This is a genomic window from Streptomyces sp. NPDC047982 (assembly GCF_043204165.1).
Lineage (GTDB): Bacteria > Actinomycetota > Actinomycetes > Streptomycetales > Streptomycetaceae > Streptomyces.
Genome location: NZ_JBIDBS010000013.1, coordinates 13514 through 33672 on the forward strand (window position 1 = coordinate 13514; position 20159 = coordinate 33672).

At 70.2% G+C, this 20159-nt stretch carries 16 protein-coding genes and 1 pseudogene; 11 read left to right on the forward strand and 6 right to left on the reverse strand.

Annotated elements, in window-relative coordinates:
- Positions 1-128: 128 nt before the first annotated feature.
- Together ACGF2V_RS17480 and ACGF2V_RS17485 are read right to left on the reverse strand one after the other, a co-directional pair.
- Entirely contained in the window at positions 129-1262 is a 1134-nt protein-coding gene (locus ACGF2V_RS17480; protein ID WP_362706850.1) for a site-2 protease family protein, read from the reverse strand.
- A gap of 374 nt (positions 1263-1636) precedes the next feature.
- The gene (locus tag ACGF2V_RS17485; RefSeq protein ID WP_362706852.1) at positions 1637-2206 is read right to left on the reverse strand and encodes a type 1 glutamine amidotransferase domain-containing protein; all 570 of its coding nucleotides are present in this window, start codon (positions 2204-2206) and stop codon (positions 1637-1639) included.
- 139 nt (positions 2207-2345) lie between these two features.
- Between ACGF2V_RS17485 and ACGF2V_RS17490 the strand changes: the two are divergent.
- Positions 2346-2444 (forward strand): annotated as a pseudogene (locus ACGF2V_RS17490) (dehydrogenase); the annotation flags it as partial.
- Positions 2445-2476: 32 nt separating this feature from the next.
- On the opposite strand, the gene ACGF2V_RS17495 reads toward ACGF2V_RS17490, so the two are convergent.
- On the reverse strand, positions 2477-3259 hold the full coding sequence (locus ACGF2V_RS17495; protein WP_362624311.1) for a VOC family protein: 783 nt from the start codon (positions 3257-3259) through the stop codon (positions 2477-2479).
- A gap of 899 nt (positions 3260-4158) precedes the next feature.
- Here ACGF2V_RS17495 and ACGF2V_RS17500 point away from each other — a divergent pair.
- The 3 genes from ACGF2V_RS17500 to ACGF2V_RS17510 are packed head-to-tail and all read left to right on the forward strand — an operon-like array spanning position 4159 to position 7103.
- Entirely contained in the window at positions 4159-4689 is a 531-nt protein-coding gene (locus ACGF2V_RS17500) for a hypothetical protein (RefSeq protein ID WP_362624312.1), read from the forward strand.
- Between the two features lie 46 nt (positions 4690-4735).
- Entirely contained in the window at positions 4736-5749 is a 1014-nt protein-coding gene (locus tag ACGF2V_RS17505; protein ID WP_362706855.1) for a hypothetical protein, read from the forward strand.
- A gap of 19 nt (positions 5750-5768) precedes the next feature.
- Positions 5769-7103, forward strand: a complete 1335-nt coding sequence (locus ACGF2V_RS17510) for a Dyp-type peroxidase (RefSeq protein WP_362706857.1) — start codon at positions 5769-5771, stop codon at positions 7101-7103.
- 11 nt (positions 7104-7114) lie between these two features.
- Here ACGF2V_RS17510 and ACGF2V_RS17515 read toward each other — a convergent pair whose 3' ends face one another.
- The gene (locus tag ACGF2V_RS17515) at positions 7115-8617 is read right to left on the reverse strand and encodes a long-chain fatty acid--CoA ligase (RefSeq protein WP_362706860.1); all 1503 of its coding nucleotides are present in this window, start codon (positions 8615-8617) and stop codon (positions 7115-7117) included.
- A 222-nt stretch (positions 8618-8839) separates the two neighbouring features.
- On the opposite strand from ACGF2V_RS17515, the gene ACGF2V_RS17520 reads away from it, so the two are divergent.
- From ACGF2V_RS17520 to ACGF2V_RS17545, 6 genes are all read left to right on the forward strand, one after another.
- Positions 8840-9862 carry an AraC family transcriptional regulator gene (locus ACGF2V_RS17520; protein ID WP_362624320.1) on the forward strand — a complete coding sequence of 341 codons (1023 nt, stop codon included), beginning with the start codon at positions 8840-8842 and terminating at the stop codon, positions 9860-9862.
- Between the two features lie 590 nt (positions 9863-10452).
- Positions 10453-11511 carry a 3-keto-5-aminohexanoate cleavage protein gene (locus tag ACGF2V_RS17525; RefSeq protein WP_362706862.1) on the forward strand — a complete coding sequence of 353 codons (1059 nt, stop codon included), beginning with the start codon at positions 10453-10455 and terminating at the stop codon, positions 11509-11511.
- An 80-nt stretch (positions 11512-11591) separates the two neighbouring features.
- Entirely contained in the window at positions 11592-12563 is a 972-nt protein-coding gene (locus ACGF2V_RS17530; protein WP_362624324.1) for a quinone oxidoreductase, read from the forward strand.
- Positions 12564-12604: 41 nt separating this feature from the next.
- The gene (locus ACGF2V_RS17535; RefSeq protein ID WP_362706864.1) at positions 12605-13522 is read left to right on the forward strand and encodes a TauD/TfdA family dioxygenase; all 918 of its coding nucleotides are present in this window, start codon (positions 12605-12607) and stop codon (positions 13520-13522) included.
- Positions 13523-13551: 29 nt separating this feature from the next.
- Entirely contained in the window at positions 13552-14883 is a 1332-nt protein-coding gene (locus tag ACGF2V_RS17540) for an MFS transporter (protein ID WP_362706867.1), read from the forward strand.
- Entirely contained in the window at positions 14880-15464 is a 585-nt protein-coding gene (locus ACGF2V_RS17545) for an alpha/beta hydrolase (RefSeq protein WP_362624329.1), read from the forward strand. The genes ACGF2V_RS17540 and ACGF2V_RS17545 overlap by 4 nt, the downstream gene beginning before the upstream one ends.
- A gap of 205 nt (positions 15465-15669) precedes the next feature.
- Here the strand turns inward: ACGF2V_RS17545 and ACGF2V_RS17550 are convergent, their stop codons facing one another.
- Both ACGF2V_RS17550 and ACGF2V_RS17555 read right to left on the reverse strand, forming a co-directional pair.
- Entirely contained in the window at positions 15670-16536 is an 867-nt protein-coding gene (locus ACGF2V_RS17550) for an alkaline phosphatase family protein (protein WP_362624331.1), read from the reverse strand.
- Between the two features lie 66 nt (positions 16537-16602).
- A complete protein-coding gene (locus tag ACGF2V_RS17555) occupies positions 16603-18729 on the reverse strand; it encodes an alpha-galactosidase (RefSeq protein WP_362706870.1) in 2127 nt (708 codons plus the stop codon).
- Between the two features lie 181 nt (positions 18730-18910).
- On the opposite strand from ACGF2V_RS17555, the gene ACGF2V_RS17560 reads away from it, so the two are divergent.
- Positions 18911-20101, forward strand: a complete 1191-nt coding sequence (locus ACGF2V_RS17560; protein ID WP_362706872.1) for an ROK family transcriptional regulator — start codon at positions 18911-18913, stop codon at positions 20099-20101.
- Positions 20102-20159 lie beyond the last annotated feature (58 nt).

Below are 20159 nucleotides of genomic sequence, written 5' to 3' on the forward strand. Positions count from 1 at the left end.
CGGGCGCCGACCCCGGCGCCCGCGCCGGGGTCGGGGCCGGCGGCGCCCCGTGCTGGGCGCTACGGCCGAGTCCGTCGGACGGAGCCGGAACGCCGACGTGGGGCACGGGAGGTCCCGTGAGCGGCCTCTCAGCGTCTGGAAGCGGAACTCATGAGCCAGTTCACCGTACGGCTGACGTCCGAGAGCGACAGGATTCCCGCCAGTGCGCCCTCGTCAACGACCAGGACGCGGTGCTCGGCGCCGGGCTCCATTCGAGGCAGCAGATCCGCGAGCGGGGTGTCCGGACTCGTGACGATGGTCCGTGACAGCGGCACCATCACTTCGCCGACGGTCACGGTGCCGCTCTTCCCGGGTGGTACCTGCCTGGCGGAGTCGAGTGTCACGAGCCCGACCGGTGCTCCCTGCGCGTCGGTCACGGGGAACGCCGAGTGCCGGTATCGGTAACGCGGGTCTGTCAGCAGGTCCGCGAGCGTCAGGACCACGGGCACTGTGAGCGGATCCCTCGTCATGACATCACGCACCGGTACGCCTGCGAGCAGGCCGCGCAGCTGGGCCTGCTTCCCCTCGGCAGTGGCGGCCGCGATGAGGAACCAGCCGATCAGGGCCAGCCAGAGTCCTCCGAACCCGCCGCCTCTCATGAACGCCACGAGCCCCAGCGCGGCGAGCAGCCAGCCGAGGACGCGTCCCGCCGCGGTGGCTCCCGCAGTCGCCCGCAGCCGGTCTCCCGTACGCCACCACAGGAAGGCGCGCAGTAGTCGTCCGCCGTCGAGCGGGGCGGCGGGAAGGGCGTTGAAAACGGCGAGCAACAGGTTGATGCCCGCGAGCCAGGCCGCCACCTCGATGAGGAGCCCCGGCGCGGACACCAGGGTGAGCAGCCAGGCGCCCAGGACGAAGAGCCCGCCCAGCAGGAGACTGACCAGTGGGCCGACGCCCGCGATGCGCAGTTCCGCCGCGGGGCTCGATGCCTCCGACTTCAGCCGGGCGACCCCGCCCAGCAGCCACAGCACGATGTCGTCGACGGCCACCCCGTTGCGCCGTGCCACCACGGCGTGCGCCAGTTCGTGGGCGAGCAGGGAGGCCAGGAAGACCAAGGCGGCACTGAGGCCCGCCGCCCAGTACACCACCGGGGCATGACCCGGATACGTCCGGGGGAAACGGCCCTGCGCGAGGCCGAACGCGATGATGACGAAGATGAACAGCACGCTCCAGTGGACCCCGATCCGGACCCCCGCGATCCGCCCCAGTGCCAAGGTCGCCCGCACGGCTTCTCTCCTTCTCTCCCTGCTCGGCCTCTCTCCTGCGCCGCTCGACGTCTCGTCTGCGGTGCGACCCGGGCCCGCGCCGCACCGACTCGGTCGCACCCGCTCCCACGGTTCCACCGCTCGCAGGAGGTTGCGCGTCGGTGAGCGACGTGGACAACCGGGGTTCCCATGGGGAGGTCCTCACGATCGGTCGTCGGTGTCCGGCCCGGTGTGCCGGAGGCCCGGGCAATCCGCTCGGGCCCCGCGTCGCGAGTCGAGCGTCACGCCGAGCGCGGGCGGCGGACTTCCGCCGGAGAGGGGAACGCCCGCCTCGCTCGGTCGGCCGGGCTCGGCGCCGGCGTCGGAGAACGCCACGCCGTGAGACCGGTGACGGTCTACCGACCGGGGTCGGCGAGTGCCGCGTCGACCTCGCGGAGGAAGGCGTCCAGATCGCGGGGGCGGCGCGAGGTGATGAGCATCCAGCCGTTCCCATCGTCCGTCACCACCGGTTCGTCGGTCCATTCGGCGCCGGCGTTGCGGACGTCCGTCTTGAGCGAGGGATAGGAAGTCATCCGCTTGCCCTCGACCACACCGGCTTCGACCAGGGCCCAAGGGCCGTGGCAGATGGCTGCCACGGGGCGGCCGGACGCAGCGAAGGCACGGACGATTTCGACGGCGGGTTCTTGGGTTCGCAGCCTGTCCGCGTTCAGAGTGCCGCCGGGAACGAGCAACAGGTCGTAGTCCGCCGGATTCACGTGCTTCAAAGTGTGGTCGGGCGGCAGCGTTCGGCCCGGCTCCTTGTCCCGCACAAGCGTGTGGACGTCCTCTTGTGAAACGGCGGCAACCTCCACTTCGGCACCCCGGCGCCGCAGGTGTTCCAGGGGCACGAAGAGTTCGTCCTGCTCGACGCCGTAGTTCGAGACGATCGCCAGCACTTTTCGCTTGCTCCCACCGGTGTCGGGCATGTGGGTTCCTTTCCGAGTGAGCGACTGCGTGGAGGGTGATGCGCCGACGGAGCGCGCCTGTCCGTGCCTGTCCGTGCCTGTTCGCGCCGGTCCGTGTATGTCGGTTTTCGCGCCGGGAGCCGGCTGATCCACGTGGCCCGGCGCCACCGTCACCGCACTCCTGCTCGCTCTGGTCATCCGGATCTCCAAACGGCACGGGACAGTCGACCCGGACGCACTCTCCGAGCTGCGCGGATGAACCGATGAGCGCGCCGGACGGCGCGGTCGCACTCAGCCGTCGGACACGGTGAAGAGGGCGCCGTCGCAGTCACGGATGAGGAACGTGTCGGCGTCGCTCGGCGCCCCGGCGGGTGGGGGAGCCGGTGAGGCTCCGCCTCCGGCGGTGACGGCCGCCGCAGCCGTTCGTTTGCCGTCTTCGACGTAGAAGTCGACGAGCCACCGGGGGCGCAGCGAAGGGTCCGGGTCGGTTTCGGGGTCCTGGCCGTGCAGGCTGGCGACGGTGCGTCCCGCGGATTGGACGAGGACGTGGTCGTGGGCGTAGTCGACCGTGCAGCCCCCGGGAGGCTGGGCCCAGTCGAACACCTCCGCGTAGAAGATGGCGGCCTCGAACGAGTTGCGGGTCCGGAGAGCCAGCCGTGCGGGAGCCCTGCCCCGGCCTACGGGCCAGCCCGGCGCCGGGCCCTCCCAGAAACCGAACACGGCCCCGTCGCGGTCGGCGGCGATTCCGGCGCGGCCGTCGCCGAGGGGCAGGGGGCCGACGGCGAGCGTGGCGCCGCGCTCGTTGATCCTGCCCGCGGTCGTGTCCGCGTCCCTCACGGCGAAGTACGGCGTCCAGACGGCGGTCGGATGGTCACCGCTCGGGCAGCACCCGATTCCGGCGACCGGTTCGCCGTGCGCCAGCGCCACCGAGAAATTGTTGCCGAGTGTGCTGCGTCTGAACTCCCAGTTCATGACGTCGGAATAGAAGGACTGCGCCCCTCGCAGATCCCGTGCGATGAGGTTCACCCAGCAGGGCGCGCCGGGCGTGGGTACGGTTCCTTCGACGTTCGACATGCGATGCTCCTGCGGACAAGAAGGGGTGCGGCAGGGCGCGCCGGGGTCCGGCTGTGGTGGGGTGCCGCTCGGCTGCTGCTGGGTTCGCAACCGTTACTGCCCGGCTCGGAAGGGCCCGTCCGCGGACGGGCTGTGGTTCCTCGCTCCGGGGAGGAGCAGCACGGGCGAAAACAGGCCCCCACGCGTCAGCGAGACGCCCCGAAGACCGTTGCGCACACGGCGACGATGCCGGAGCCCGCGGGGGGTCTTCCGGACGGGGTTTCCCGCACCGTTCGGATCCGGCATCGGGCCGCTCCGCGAAGCGGCGGGTCACCTTTCGTCTCCGGGAGCACCCCGGCATCGCCTCGGTGCCCCCGGAAGGGTCGCGCTCGAAACGGGACAGGGTCCTCACCTCCCGGGTGCCGCCACGGCCGGCCGAAACGTGCTCACTCGCAGTTCGCGGCAGCGTGATGGCGAGTGGAAGAATCCTCCTGCTCCCACCATTGCCCCACCTGCGCCCGGTCGCACGCCGGTCTCGACACGTCGACGCTCGATCGCGCACCGTCCGGCGGGCGGCACGGACGCGGTACGGAGTGTGAGAATCACTGATCACAGGGCACGATCCGTTGCTCCGGATCAGTGCGCCCCCGAGCCGCAGGCGGAGCCGGAGTCGGGGTCGTGTCGGTCACGGGAGCACGGTGTCGGCGCCGGCGCTCCTCCGTCCCGGGCAACCCGTCGCGTCCCTCGCCGACGGAGAACGCGTCCGAGGACGGGGGCGTTCTCAGCCCGGCCCCGGATGCGGGCGGATCTTCCGTCGCGCGGCCGAGGTCATGACAGTGCTGCTGACGAGGCGGACGGGTGTGCCGGGTGGGACGATGAGATGGGCAGTCCCCGACCGGCAGGCGGCGGGAGGAGCGGACATGGAGATCAAGCCGCAGGCGGCCGTGATCCCCGAGAGCGACCGGCTCGAGCAGGGGAAGTACGGCCCTGTCTTTCCGAAGACACCGGCGTGCTACGGGTTCACCGTCGTCGCGAAGGTCAAGCCGGGCCGTGCCCAGGCGATGCGGGAGTACGGCCGCACCCTGGCCAAGGCTTTGGAGGAAGACCCCCATCTCCTGGCGCCGCTGAAGTTGCACTACCTGCGCTGGGTGCTCTTCGACGACGACACGCGCTTCATGTATCAGGGGATTTTCGACACCGACTTCGACAAGTACACCGAGGACGCGATCGCGCTCTTCGGCAAGGCCGGGGTCAGCACGGCCTTCGAGAACCTCGAAGGGTTCCCCGAGGACTGGCGGACCAATCCCGAGGCGTTCGTCAGGTTCGTGCGCGAACACCACTGTCCGAGCTTCATCGAGTACGGAGAGTACCCGTACGTGTCCGCTGATGAGATCAAGAAGGCTCTGCGGATCAAGGAGGCTCTGTCGGAGATGCTCGACCAGTTGCAGTGAGCGTCGACCCGTCGTGTGCCTGTCCCCTGGCGAGATCGGAGACGAGATGAGCGAGGTCAGGACCGCGCGCACCTACAACCAGAACCACGTTCCGCGCGCACACACTCCTGGTCGGCGACGGGTGAGCATCTACGTCTCGTGGAGCTATCCGGCCGAGGCGGGCAGGAACCCGGCCGAACTGGACAACCGGTTCTCCACGATGACGGAGGTCAGGCGAGCGACGTGGCCGGCCTACGAGGACCCGAAGTGGTCCGACCCGTTGCAGTTCCAGCAGGGCATTTCCGGCGCACTGGAGTTGTTCTTCTGGGCCTGGGTGCCGTTCCAACAGTTCGTCGAGGAGGTCACCGGGCACCCCGTCCCCGTGTATCAGCGCATCGACCAGGCCGGATTCCGGACCCCGCTCGACGAACGCGTACTGGCCGACACCGACACCCTCTTCGTGTTCGGGCTGGACCACATGGTCACCGGGCAGGAAGCCCGGCCCGAGGAGGTCGAGGCCCTGCGCGCCTTCCTCGGCCGGGAGGACGCCTGCCTGGTGCTGGGGCCGCATCATGACGTCGGGGCATCGGACGATCCGGCCGTGCGGGACGTGGAGTACCGCCATCACGGCGACCCCCTGGTTCCCCGCCAGCAGCGCTTCGCCACCCACGTCCGCGGCTTGATGCGGGGCCTTGCGGTGCCGGTCGAGAACCGTTACGGACTGCGCCCCGCGGTGCGGGAAGGAAAGAGGATCGCCCCGCTCTCCACGGCCAGGGACCTGGACGCGAAAGGGTGGCTGGAAGGGGTGACGAACTTCAACTTCCATATGCACCTGCCGCACTACGCCGTGACGACCGACGAGCCGGATGTCGTCCACGTGCTGGCCAGGCAGCCGATCGACACCTCCAGGCAGCATCCGTTCATCGAGGCCGGCAACACCGAGTTCAACATGTTCCTGTGGATGCCTCCGAGCGGTGAGCGGGCCGGCGACGTGCTGCTCGCGGACTCCACGATCTTCAGTTCGCTGTTCGGCGGCGACGAGAGTCTGCGGAATTTCTGGCGGAACCTCGTTTCGAAGTAGTGCCGGAGGGAGGCCGACCGTGAGCGGACCTGCGCACGTCGCCTTGGAACTCGACGATATCCAGCGCGGGGTTCTCAGCCCCCGGCCGACTCCCTACGCGGCGACCTACCTCGTGTTCCGCGTCGATGACCGGGCGGACGGACGCGAGCTGATGCGGCGCGCGAGCACGGTGGTGACGTCCGCCGCCGACCCGGTCAGCCCCCGGGGAGACACCTGGGTCAGTGTCGCGGTCTCCTGCCACGGGCTGGAGGCCCTGGGCGTGCCGCGCGCATCACTGGACACGTTCGCCTGGGAGTTCCGGCAGGGGATGGCCGCCCGGGCCAGAACGCTGGGCGACGTCGGCGAGAGCGCCCCGGAGAACTGGGAAGCACCGCTGGGCACGCCGCACGTCCACGTGGTGTTCACGGCCCTCGCGCCCGACCCCCCGCGCCTGGAGGCGGCCCTCGACCGGGCCCGTCCCGCCTACGACCACCTTCCCGGTGTGACCGCGATCTGGCGGCAGGACTGCTACGCGCTGCCCACCGAGACCGAGCACTTCGGCTATCGCGACGGGGTCAGCCATCCGGCCATCGAAGGGAGCGGCATCGCCGGGTCGAACCGGCTGGAAGCCCCGCTGAAGAGCGGGGAGTTCGTGCTCGGTTACCGGGACGAGCTCGGCGGTCTCCAGACCCCGCGGCCCCAGGTGCTGGGGCGCAACGGCAGCTACGCGGCCTTCCGCAAGCTCCATCAGGACGTCGCCGCGTTCCGGCGCTATCTGCGGGACAACGCCACCTCTCCCGAAGACGAGGAACTCCTCGCGGCCAAGATCATGGGACGCTGGCGCAGCGGAGCCCCCCTCGCGCTCAGCCCGCAGCGCGACGACCCCGCTATCGGCACCGACGGGCAGCGCCGCAACACCTTCCTGTACGAACGAGACGATCCGACGGGATTCGTCACGCCCCGCGGCTGTCACATCCGCCGGGCCAACCCCCGTGACGCCTCGGTGGCGGGAGAAGTACGCCTGCACCGCATGATCAGACGCGGCGCCGTCTACGGTCCGCTGCTGCCCGAGGGAGTCCTGGTGGACGACGGGGCCGACCGCGGCCTGATGTTCGCGTTCATCGGAGCCCACCTCGGGCGGCAGTTCGAGTTCGTCCAGTCGGAATGGATGAACGACGGCGTCTTCTTCGGCGCGGGCAGCACCAAGGACCCCGTCACCGGATCTCATGACGGGGCCACCGGTTTCACCATTCCCCGCAGGCCGCTGCGACGGCGCCTCACCCCGCTGCCACGCTTCGTCGTCACCCGCGGCGGCGAGTACTGCTTCCTGCCGAGCAAGACCGCCCTGCGCTGGCTCGGCGGACTCCAGGACTGACGGTGAGGCTCTCAGCGGCGTCCCGGCTGCTCGACGACGATCTCCCGTTTGAGGATCTTGCCGGTTGCTCCCTTGGGGAGTTCGTCGGTGAAGGTGACGATCCGGGGATACTTGTACGCCGCCACGCGCTGTTTGACATGGTCGCGTATCTCATCGGCCGTGATCTGCGCACCGTTGCGGAGGGTCACGACGGCGGCCACCTCCTCTCCGTAGGACTCGTGCGGCACGCCGACGACCGCGGCCTCCGCGACGGCCGGGTGTTCGTAGAGCACCTCCTCGATCTCGCGCGGGTAGACGTTGTATCCGCCACGGATGATGAGGTCCTTCTTCCGGTCGACGATGAAGTAGTAGCCGTCCTCGTCGACACGCGCCAGATCGCCGCTGTGGAACCACCCGTCCCGGATGGCGTCCGCGGTCTCGTCCGGACGATTCCAGTACCCCTTCATCACGTTGTCGCCGCGGATCGCGATCTCACCCACCTCACCCGGGCCCACCGAGGCGCCGTCGTCCGCCACGACCTTGAGCTCGACCCCGCGGATCGGGAGACCGATCGAGCCGGCCTTGCGGGGCCTGTCCGGGGGGTTGAACGCAGCGACGGGCGATGTCTCCGACAGTCCATAACCCTCCAACACCGTGACACCGAAGGTCCGTTCGAAGTCGTGCAACACCTCGACCGGCAAGGAAGCACCGCCGGAAACGGCCAGGCGCAGTCGTGAGAGGTCGAAGCCCTCGGGGATCCCGGTCTGGAGCAGGGCGGTGTACATCGTGGGCACGCCCAGGAAGACGGTGGCCCCGTCGTGTCGCATGATCTCCAGCGCCTTGGCCGGTTCGAACCGCGGCAGCAGCGTCAGGGTGGCGCCCGCGGCGACGGCAGTGTTGAGAGCGCAGGTCTGCCCGAAGGCGTGGAACAGCGGCAGGCCCCCGAACAGTACGTCGTCCGGCCCGACGTGGAGCAGCGTCTCGGCCGCGGTGGCCGCGTTGGTCATCAGGTTGCGGTGGGTCAGCTCGGAGCCCTTCGGGGTTCCTGTCGTGCCCGATGTGTAGAGGATCACGGCGGTGTCGTCGTCCGACCGGTCGACGATGCGGGCCATCGGTTCGGTCGCCCGCACCGGGATGTCGAACGCGGTCGAGTCGGTGACCAGGCATTCCGCCCCGGTCTGTGCCGCAGCCTGTGCGACCTCGTCCGCGCAGGGCGGGAACGTCACCACGATCCGTGATCCGGAATCCCGGAGGGCGAAGCCTATTTCGCGGGCCTTCAACAGTGGATTCATCGGTACCACCACGCCGCCGCAGCGGAGGATGCCGTAGTACGCGACCGGGAAGCAGGTGACATTGGGCATGACCAACGCCACGCGATCGCCCGGCCGCACGCCCCTGGTCTGCAACAGTGAGGCGAACCTCGCGCTCATATCGTTGAGTTGGGCATAGGTGAGGGCGATCTCATCCTGCCGGACGGCGATACGGTCGCCGTCGGCCCTCGCGGATTCGGCCAGGAGCGTGGCGAGGTTGTTCATTCGGTTTCCTCTTCCGTCCGGGTTGGTGGCGGTCACCGTTGGCGTCGACAGCAGCCGAGGTCCGATGGTGCTCTCCGCTGGATTTCCGATCGGCCGGGGCACCGTTTCCAGGGGGAGGACCCAACCGCAGTGCTGCCACGCTAGGTCACCACGTGGCCGAAGGCTTGACGTGACGTGACGTCTCACTTATCACTTGGGGACAAAATCCCTTGGAGCGCGCCCATGAAGCCTCTTGTCCGCAATGCAGCGCTGAACAACTATGTCGAGGTCAGTCAGTCGCTGGGCATCGACGCACGGACTCTGATGAAGCGGGTGGGCCTGGACCCCGTCGGCCTCGCGGTCCAGGACCGATGGATACCCGGCACGGCGGTCGTCCAACTGCTCGAACTCTCCGCAACGGCCTCGGGGCGGGGCGACTTCGGCCTGCTCCTCGCCGAGCGGCGCAGCTTCTCCAATCTCGGCCCCATCAGTCTGGTCCTGCGCGACGAGCCCGATGTCCGAAGCGTCCTCGAACTGCTCGTCCGCCACGAGCACATGTACAACGAGATGCTCCGCAGCCGGCTCTCCGGGGCCAACGGCCTGGTCACCCTCAAGGTCAGCCTGGAACTGGGTGAGGCCATGGCCGCCCGCCAGGCCACGGAGCTGGCCGTGGGTGCCTTCCACGGGGTCCTCCGCAGCTTCCTCGGCGCCCGATGGCAGCCGTTGTCCGTGTGCTTCGCGCACGACGCGCCGCCGGATCCCGGTACCCACCGGCGTCTCTTCGGCCCCGCAGTGGAATTCAACCGGGAGTTCAGCGGGATCGTCTTCTACGCCGGCGACCTCGAGGCTCCCAACCCCATGTCGGACCCGCTGCTGCGGACCTATGCCCGGCAGTACTTCGAGTCCCTCGCGGTCTCGAGGGACACCACCGTGCTGGACCGCGTACGTGAGCTGATCGAAGTCCTGCTGCCCACCGGACGCTGTTCGATCGAGCAGGTCGCAGACAGCCTCGGCATCGACCGCAGGACGATCCACCGGCACCTCGCGGCCTCGGGCGAGACGTTCTCCGCCGTTCTCAACGCCACACGTGCCCAGCTCGCGGAGCAACTCGTGGCGAACCCGCGCCGCTCGTTCACGGAGATCTCCGGGCTCCTGGGATTCTCGGCACCGAGCGCCTTCTCGCGCTGGTTCCGCGAGCGGTTCGGCTGCAGCCCCAGGCAGTGGCGGGCCGGCGGGACCGGGCAGCAGCCGTCCGGCGAGGAGTGACCACCGAGGTTTTTGCACAGGGACGTGGAACGGCCGTTCACGCCATGTCCCGTCCGTCCGGGCACGGCGCCCGCGCGGCGTGCCCTTCCCGGCAACGTCTGCCCCGTCGCGCCGCCCGGCACTTCCCCGAGCTCTCAGCTTCGTTCGAGCGGGGGAGCCCCCCTTGCTCGCGGCGTCGGCCACAAGCCCACGTAGCCCTTCCCCGAGCTCTCGACATCCCATCCGAGGGCTTCCGGCCGCCTTGCGATCGCACGCACCGGACGACGCTCCTTCCGGGCAAACCCTGCCGGTCACGGCACTAGGCGTGTCCCCAAGCGGTAAGTCTTCCGTCACCCTCGGTCAAGCGCATGCCGTGGAGCGCACTTAACGTTGCCTCACCGCAAGGGACATGGCCGATCACAGAGGGCGGGAAGAAACCCTGCCCGCAGCCGAAGGTTCTCTCCCGGGCCCGCTGATCGTATCCGAGACCTCCGCGAGCCCGGGAACCCCGTCCGCATTCCCGCGTCCGCTCCTCGCAAGCCCTCCGGGCCTCGCATCGCAGGCAGTGATGCGTGCGGCGAGTGAAGACCATCCGACAAAGGAGATGGACCATGCACTTCTTCGACGACTCCCTGTACCCGGAGAACCAGGAGAAGCTCGTCATCCAGGCCGCGCCCTACGGGCCGGAGTGGTTGCCCGGTGACGCCGACGACCTGCCGCTCACCATGGACGAGCACGTGCAGGCGGCCGTCGACTGCTACAACGCCGGCGCCACGGTGCTGCACATCCACGTGCGCGAACTGGACGGCCACGGATCCAAGCGCATCTCCATGTTCAACGAGCTGATGGCCCGCCTGCGCGAGGCCGTGCCGGACATGGTCCTGCAGATCGGCGGGTCGATCTCCTTCGCCCCCGAGGACGAGGGCGGCGACGCCAAGTGGCTCAGCTACGACACCCGCCACATGCTGGCCGAGATCACTCCCCGGCCCGATCAGGTGACGATCGCGATCAACACCAACCAGATGAACATCGTCGAGCTCTTCGACGACGAGGACATCGAGGGCACCTCGATCGCCAAGCCGGGCTACTACAAGGCATATCGGGACATGGTGGTCGAGGCCGGGCCGGACTTCTACCTCGAACATCTCGAGCGGCTCCGTGCGGGCGGCATCCAGCCGCACTTCCAACTCGCCAACCTGGCCCAGTTGGAGACCGTGGAGCGGCTGATCCGCAAGGGCATCTACAGCGGGCCCCTGGTGCTCAACTACGTCGCCATCGGCGGCGGGTTCGCCGGCCGGCACCCGGCCGACCTGATCGAGTTCATCCGCCGGGTCCCGGACGGCGCCGTACTCACCATCGAGGCATCCATGCGCGCGGTGGCGCCGATGAACGCCATCGGCATCGCCCTCGGCACGCACGTGCGGGTGGGCAACGAGGACAACCTGTGGCGGCACAAGGGCGAACGGATGTCCTCCGTGGAGCAGGTCGAGCAGATGGTCACCATCGCCCAGGCGCTCGGGCGTGAGATCGCCACCGGACCGGAGGCGAAGAAGATCTACAGGATCGGCGAGTGGTACGCGGACGCCGACGAGACCCTGGACCGGCTCGGCATGGTGCCCAACCGCCGCCCCGGCCGGCGCGGTTCCATGCTGCGCGACCCCAAGAGCTGACCCGACCCCCTTGGCGGCGGCCCGGGTCGTCGTGCCGCCGCCGCCCACGCAGTCCCACTCACGAGCGAACGGAGCACGCCTTGGTACACGCCATTCGATTCCACGAAACCGGTGGCCCTGATGTCATGCGGTGGGAAGAGGTCACTGTCGGCGACCCCGGTCCGGGCGAGGTACGGATCCGGCACGTCGCCGTCGGACTCAACTTCGCGGACACCTATTTCCGCACGGGCCTGTACCCGGCTCCGCTGCCCGCGGGGCTCGGTGTGGAAGCCTCGGGTGTGATCGAGGCCGTGGGCGCGGGTGTGTCGCATGTCGCCGAGGGCGACCGCGTGACCTACACCGGCAGCCCGCTGGGCGCGTACAGCACGGAGCGGGTCATGCCCGCGGATTCACTGATCAAGCTGCCGGACGAGATCGGCTGCGAGACCGCTGCGGCGATGACCATGCGAGGACTCACCTCGGCGTACCTGCTGCGCCGGATCCATCCGCTGAACCCCGGCGACACCGTTCTGCTCCACGCGGCGGCCGGCGGCGTCGGCCTGATCGTCTCCCAGTGGGCGAAACTGCTCGGCATCACGGTGATCGGCACGGTCTCCAGCGAGGAGAAGGCCGAGGTCGCCCGCGCCCACGGCTGCGAGCACATCATCTACTACCGGCGCGAGAACGTTGCCGAGCGAGTGCGTGAACTGACCGACGGCAAGGGAGTCCCCGTCGTCTTCGACAGCATCGGCAAGGACACCGTCGCCGGCTCCATGGCCTCGCTGCAACGCCGCGGCCTGCTGGTGTGTTTCGGCACCGCCTCCGGGGTCCCGCCGCTCGACGCCATGCAACTGGCCATCCACGGCTCGCTGTTCGTGACCCGTCCCGCGCTGGCCGACTACATCGCCGATCCGGCGGAACGGGACGCCCTGGCCGGTGAACTGTTCGGACACGTCGCGGCCGGTCGCATCAAGATCGAGACCAACCAGCGCTACGCACTTCAGGACGCCGTACAGGCCCATCGCGACCTGGAAGCGGGACGGACCACGGGATCCTCCGTCTTCGTCCTCTGAGCTCGCCGTGCCCCCCACGTCACCTCCCGAGGAGTGAGCACATGTCCCAGACCGTCCGTCCGAAGGAAGAAACGCCCGCCCTGGTGCGTCCGGGCGTCCTCCGTACCTCGATCGAGGTTGAGCCGCTGACCTGCACCATCGGCGCCGAACTGTCCGGTGTGAACCTGGGCGACGCCGCGCGCGACGGCGATCTGTTCGCCGAGATCAAGGCGCTGTTGCTGCGGTACAAGGTGCTGTTCCTGCGTGACCAGGACATCACGCGCGCCGAACACATCGCCTTCGCCGGGCGCTTCGGCCCGCTGGAGGACCATCCCGTGGTCGGCAGCGACCCCGACCACCCCGGGCTGGTCCGCATCTACAAGGATCTGGACAGCAAACCCGAGCACTACGAGAACGCGCTGCACTGCGACGCGACCTGGCGCGCGTGCCCGCCCATGGGCGCCGTGCTGCGCTGCGTGGAAACACCGGACGTGGGCGGTGACACGATCTGGGTCAACATGGCCGAGGCATACCGCAGACTGCCGGAGCACATCAAGAGGCAGATCGCGGGCCTGCGCGCACGGCACAGCATCGAGGCGACCTTCGGAGCCGTGATGCCGACGGAGCAACGCCACCAGCTCAAGACCCGTTTCCCGGACCCCGAGCACCCCGTGGTGCGTACCCATCCGGAGACCGGCGAACAGATTCTCTTCGTCAACGCCTTCACCACGCACTTCGTCAATTTCCACACGCCCGAGAACGTGCGCTTCGGCCAGGACTACGCGCCCGGAGCGGGCAACCTCCTGAACCACCTGATCAGCCAGGCGGCCGTCCCCGAGTACCAGGTGCGCTGGCGCTGGCAGAAGAACAGCGTCGCCATCTGGGACAACCGCTCCACCCAGCATTACGCCGTCCAGGACTACTGGCCCGCCGTCCGCAAGATGGAGCGCGCGGGAATCGTCGGCGACAGTCCCTTCTGAGCCGCACCCAGAGACGAAAGGTGATGCCCATGGGACTGCACACTGCCGGCACGACGGTGCCCGGGACGTCTCCCGTCGCACCGGCTGTGTCCCGCAGCTACGCCTGGCTGGTGTTCGCCCTCGGTTTCGGGCTTCTGCTGTCCGACTACATGTCGCGACAGGTCCTCAACGCGGTCTTTCCCCTGCTGAAAGCGGAGTGGCTGCTCTCCGATGCCCAGTTGGGCTCTCTCAGCGGCATCGTGGCCCTGATGGTCGGTGTGCTCACCTTCCCCCTGTCGCTTCTGGCGGACCGCTGGGGCCGGATCAGGATCCTCGTCATCGCCGCGACGGCGTGGAGCCTGGCGACCCTGGGCTGCGCCGTTTCCGCGAGCTACGGCCAGATGTTCCTTGGCCGGTTCATGGTGGGCGTCGGAGAGGCCGCCTACGGGAGCGTCGGCATCGCGGTGGTCCTCAGCGTGTTCCCCATCGGCTTGCGGGCCACGCTCTCCGGCGCCTTCATGGCGGGAGGGTCGTTCGGATCCGTGCTGGGCGTGTCGGCCGGCGGTGTGATCGCCCAGGAGTACGGCTGGCGCTGGGCGTTCGGCGTGATGGGAATCCTCGGACTGGTCCTGGCCGCGGTCTACGGGCTCGTGGTCACCGAGAAGAGACTGGGCCCGGCATCCATCCGTGACCCTGCCGCGCCCGGTGAACGCGCCCCCATCCGGACCCAGTTGCCGCGGCTGTTCTCCTCGGTCTCCGTGATCTGCGCCTACATCGGCAGCGGGCTGCAGTTGTTCATCGCGATGGCCCTGCTCGCGTGGCTGCCCAGTTTTCTGGACCGGTACTACGACATGCCTCCGGCGAAGGCCGGCCTGGCCGCCGGGGTCTTCGCGCTGATCAGTGGCGTCGGCATGATCCTCTGTGGGGCCGTCGCGGACCGCCTCAGCCGGAAGGCCGCGGCCCGGAAGTGGATCGTTGCGATTGTCTGCTCCCTCGGGTCGTTCGTACTGCTGATGACGGGATTCCACCTGCCGGTGGGCCCGCCGCAGCTCGTGCTGATCGCGGCCGGGACCCTGGTGGCCGGCGGCACCGCCGGTCCGGCGGCCGCCATGGTGGCGAATCTGACCCCCGCCGCCATTGCGGCGACGGCCTTCGCCACCCTCACTCTGGCCAACAGCCTGCTCGGGCTGGCCCCCGGGCCCGCGGTGACGGGCATGCTCGCGGACCGCCTGGGCCTGCTCGGCGCACTGCAGGTGATCCCGCTCGTCGCGCTCGCGGGAAGCGTGGCCTTCGCCATCGGCAAGTTCTCCTACGAAAACGACCTGCGCCGTCTGGGGCTGCTCCCCGACCTGGCGCTCAAGAAAGCGGAGTTGCAGTCATGAGTCCCCGCACACGGCCGACCGTCGTCATCGTTCCCGGACTGCGCGATCACGTGCCGGACCACTGGCAGACCATCCTCGCCGACAAGATCGCCGGCGCCCGGACCGTTCCCCCGCTGGAGAAGGACGGGCTGTGCCGCGACGCCCGGGTAGCCGCACTGGACGAGGTACTGTCGGAGATCTCCGGCCCCGTCGTACTGGTCGCCCACAGCGCCGGGGTGATGACCACAGTGCACTGGGCGCAACGGCACCGGCGCCCGGTCCAGGGCGCGCTTCTGGCGACGCCGCCCGACTTCGACACCCCGCTGCCGGACGGCTACCCCACCCCGGACGCCTTGCGCGAGAACGGCTGGACGCCGACGCCGCGGACACCCCTGCCTTTCCCCAGCATCGTGGCGGCGAGCACGAACGATCCCTTGGCGGATGCCGAACGCGTCGCCGACCTCGCCCGGGCATGGGGGAGCCGCCTCGTGGATCTCGGCCCGGTCGGACACCTCAACCCCGCCTCCGGCCACGGCGCATGGCCCCGGGCGGAGGAGTTCGTCCGCGAGCTCTCTCAAGCCGCGTCCGGCATGTCCGCCTGACCGCCCGCGGCCCCGCCCGCGGTGGGACGGCACAGCATGGACGCCGCGCCGACGCCACCGCCGGGAGCACGGACGCTGACCGTCACGCCGCCGATGTGGAGGGCACAGGGGTCCTGCCACCACTGGTCGCCGAAGGGCGACGCCGCGACGGACTGCGCCGCGTCCGGCGGAGAGGGGGTGGTGTCCCCGGAGGTCCCCCGTCGGATCAGGCGGTGAAGGCGGTGCCGTCCAAGGTCCAGTGGGGGTCGGGGGTGATGCCGAGGGCGGTGTAGACATGGGCGGCGACGTCGGCGTGGTGGAGGGCCGGCGGAGCCGTCCCGGCGGGCAGACCGGGACCGCACGCGGCGATCCAGGCCGTGCGCTCCTGCGGGCTGCGTCCCCCGTGGCCCCCTTCGTCGCGGTGGCCGTGGTCCGTCACCACGATCACCGTCCAGTCCTCCGCCGCATGGCCGGGACGCTGCCGTACGGCGGTGAGCAGGCGGCCGAGCCGCTGGTCGGCGGCCTCGATCGACCGGCGGTACTCCTGGCCGCAGCCGAGGAAGTGGGCGGTCTCGTCGACGGCGCCGAGGTAGACGAAGCCGGCGTGGAGGTCGTCGTCCACGCCGAGGAGGTGTTCCGCCTCGGCGGTCACCTTCTCGTCCACCTCCTCCCACGCTTCGGGGGTGTCCTCGCGGGGAGCGACGTAGGAGAGCCGGGCCGGGGCGACGAACAGCGGACCGCCGTCCTGCGCGAGGAAGAGCGGCGCCCAGCCTCCGACGGCGAAGGTCCGCCGCCCGCAGTCGGCGGCGAGACGGGTCGTGAAATCGGGGAAGACGTCGAGGCGGTTGCCGTCGAAGCGGTTGGCCCACACCCCGTGCTTGGCGACCCCGACGCCGGTGACGATGGTGGTCCAGCACGGGCCCGACATCGTCGGGGTCACGGAGTCCACCTCGACGGGCGCCAGGAAGCCCGCGCGGGCGATCCCGTCGAGATGGGGGGTGGCGAGTTCGGGGAGCAGGTCGAGGCGTACGCCGTCGATGCCGACCACCAGTACGCGGGCGGCGTTCCGGGAGGTGTCCTGCGGGGTGTCCATGGGCGCATCCAGACGTGTCGTGGGCGAAAGAGGAAGGCGGGGCGCGGGCGCGGAGGGGCGTGATGCTCAGGGGCCGACGCGGCGGAGCCGGATCAGGCTGCTGGCGTAGTCGCCGGCGGGAAGCCGCGGGTCGATGCCCTGGTGCACCAGGACGGCGCCGCTGTACACCCGGTCCAGGTCCGGGTCCAGGTAGTGCGCCCCGGCGTCGAGCGCGGCCAGCCGCACGGGGGCGGGGCGGTGACCGAAGCGGGTGGTGGGGCGCCAGACGAGGACCGCGTGGTCGCTGTCGTCGGGCGCCGCGTAGTGCACGGCGGTCACGGGGCCGTCCGGGGTGACGCGGTGCCGGCGTCCCCGCTGCACGAGGGGGCGGATCTGCTTGTACCGGGCGACGAGTTCGGCGGCCTCCACGAGTTCCTCGTCGGACCAGGACGTCAGGTCCCCGCCGAGCCCCAGCGCCCCGGCCATGGCGACGTGGAAGCGGAAGCGCAGCGGTGTGCGCCGGCCGGTGGCGGGGTTGGGACTGTCGGTGACCCACGCGGCCATGGCCTGGGCGGGGAAGAGCTGAGCGAAGCCGTGCTGGATGCCGATCCGGTCGACCGGATCGGTGTTGTCCGAGGTCCACGCCTGGTCGGTGCGGGCGAGGATGCCGAGGTCGACGCGGCCGCCGCCGCCCGCGCACGCCTCGATGCGCAGCCCGGGGTGGGCGGCGCGGAGCCGGTCCATGACCCGGTGGACGGCCCGGGTGTGGTCGATCCACAGCCGGTCGGGGTCCGGGTGCCCGTCCCAGCCGGCCTCGGTGAAGGGCCGGTTGGCGTCCCACTTGAGCCAGTCGACGTCGTGCTCGCGCACCAGCCGGTCGAGGGTCTCCAGGGCCCATGCCTCGACCTCGGGCCGGGCGAAGTTCAGCACCAGCTGGTTGCGCAGCTCGGTGGCGTCGAGGCGGGGGGAGTGGACGACCCAGTCCGGATGGGCGCGGTACAACTCACTGTCACGGTTGACCATTTCCGGCTCCACCCACAACCCGAAGGCCATGCCGAGGCGGTGCACCTCGTCGGCGAGCGGACGCAGCCCGCGGGGGAACGCCTCGGGGCGGGGGGTCCAGTCGCCGAGCCCGGACCGGTCGTCGCGGCGGGTGCCGAACCAGCCGTCGTCCAGGACGAAGAGTTCCGCACCGAGCCGGGCGGCCAGGTGCGCAAGACGGATCTGGCCGGCCTCGTCGACGTCGAATCCGGTGGCCTCCCACGAGTTGTAGAGGACCGGCCGGTCCCGTTCGGGCTCCGGCAGCACGTGCCCGCGTACGTAGTCGTGCCAGGCGCGCCCGGCCGCGCCGAAGCCGTGCGGGCTGTAGAGGCCGGCGTACACCGGTGTGCGAAGGCTCTCCCCCGCCCGCAGGGTCCAACTGAGGCCCTCGTGACCGAAGCCGCCGGTCCAGGTGGTGCGGCCGACCGGATCGCGGTGGATCGTGACGCGCCAGCTTCCGCTCCAGGCGAGCGCGGTGCTCCACACCTCGCCCCGCTCCTCCGTCGCGGTGCCGTCGTCCAGGGCCAGCCAGGGGTTCGCGTGGTGGCCGGTGAGTCCCCGACGGCTCGTCAGTACGGTTTCGGCGACGGGAAGTGGGTCGCGCCGGAGCTGGAACTCGCTGTTCCAGCCGCCGACCAGGTGGCTGAGCCGGTAGTCGGGCAGGGCAGGAGCGGTCCAGGAGGCCGAGTCCAGGCGGTCGACGGTGACCGGCTCCGGCGGGCCGTCCGCGGCCCCGGTGTGGGTCAGTTCCGTCCAGCGCTCGACGACGTCGGTGCCGGGCCGGACGCGGTAGCACAGTTCGGCCCGCAGGGGGCGGTGGCGGTCTTCGAGGCACAGTCGCAGCTCCCCGCCGTCGATGGTGTGCCCGGCGAAGCGCCACTGGGCGCCCCGGGTACCGTCGGCGAAGCGGACCTGAAGGCCGGCCGGTCCGAATCGCGCCCCGGTCTGCGGTGCGAGTTCGTCGGCGGCGGCGTCGGCCTCGAAGCTGCTCGCGGCCGGGGAGAGCGGCTTGGGCATCGAGGCGAGGGCGGCGGTGTCGAGCGGGGCGCCCCAATGGAGGTGCCGGGGGCTGCCGTCGGGGGCGACGCGGAGCGCGTACTGGCTGTTCGGCGTGCGCAGGACCGCGAGGCCGAGAGCGGGATCGAAGGTGACGAGCGGGAGCGTGACGAGCACGGAATGGGTCCCCTGACGTGCGGAGAGGAACAGGGTCGTATCCAGGGCGGCGTGGCGAGGGCACGACCGACGCCGCGATCCGGGGCCCCGGGACGGGCACGGAGGCGGCCCCGAGCGTAGGACGGTCCCAACTCCCAAATCAATACTGGAAGAAGTTATTTATTTGCTCTACGTTGCACCCGTGCTTCGACATCACTCCCAGCCTCTGGTCAGTGCACCCGCCGAGACCGCGGTCCTCACCCTGCTCCTCGCGGAGGGACCGCTCAGCAGAGTGGAACTGGCGCGGCGGACGGGGCTCTCCTCGACGGCCGTCACCAAGGCGGCCAGGCCGCTCATCGACGACGGCTACCTGTACGAACTCCCGCCGGAGCGCACCGCACCCGGCGCCGGCCGACCGGTCAACCCGCTCGCGGTCGCTCCCGACCGGGAGTACTTCGTCGGACTGAAGATCAGTTCCGACCAGCTCTTCGGCGCCGTCTGCGATCTGCGGGCCGGCATCCGGGACACGGCCGCCCGGCCCCTCGACTCGTGCGCCCCCGAGGTCGTCGCGGCCCTCGTCGCCGAGTTGGTCGACGAACTGCTCGACGCCGAGCCCGCGTTCCGGGCCCGTACGCGCCACCTCGGCGTCGCCGTGAACGGCGACGTGGACCGCGACAGCGGCCGGCTCCGCCACTCCGGCCTCCTCGGCTGGCGCGACGTCCCGCTCGGCGAACTGCTCAGCGCCTCCACCGGCCTGGCGGTGACCGTCGAGAACGACGTCAGGGCCCTGACCGTCGCCGAGCACTGGTTCGGCGAAGGCATCGGCACCGGCTACTTCGCCCTGGTCACCATCGGCGCGGGCATCGGCTCCGCCCTCGTCGTCAACGGTCACCTGCTCAGAGGCGCCCATGGCGTCGCGGGCGAGGTCGGACACCTCTGCGTCGACCCCGCCGGACCGCTCTGCCGCTGCGGCGCTCGCGGCTGCGTCGAGGCGATCGCCTCGACCGACGCCATACTCGCAGCGGTCCGCCACGCCGCCACGAACCCGCGTCTCACGTTCGACGAGGCCGTCGACATGGCCCGCGAGGGCCATCCCGCTGCCCGCGAGGCTTTCGCCCGGGCCGGACAGGCCATCGGGGTCGGCATCGCCGCGCTGGTCAACCTCGTCGGCCCGGAGCGTGTCGTCGTCAGCGGCGAAGGAGTCGACGCCTACGACCTGTTCAGCCGCCACATCCAGGACGCATACGCCGCACACGCCTTCGGAGCGGCGTCCCGGTGCCCGCTATTGCTGCGCCCGCTGCCCTGGGAGGAGTGGGCCCGCGGTGGCGCCGCCGTGGCCATCCAGGCCCTCTTCCCACAGCCCGCGGCCACCATCACGACCGGCGCCGGATGACCGACGCAGCAACCGTCGTCCTCGCAGCCGCCGAGTACGACTCCCCGGCCACCGCCCT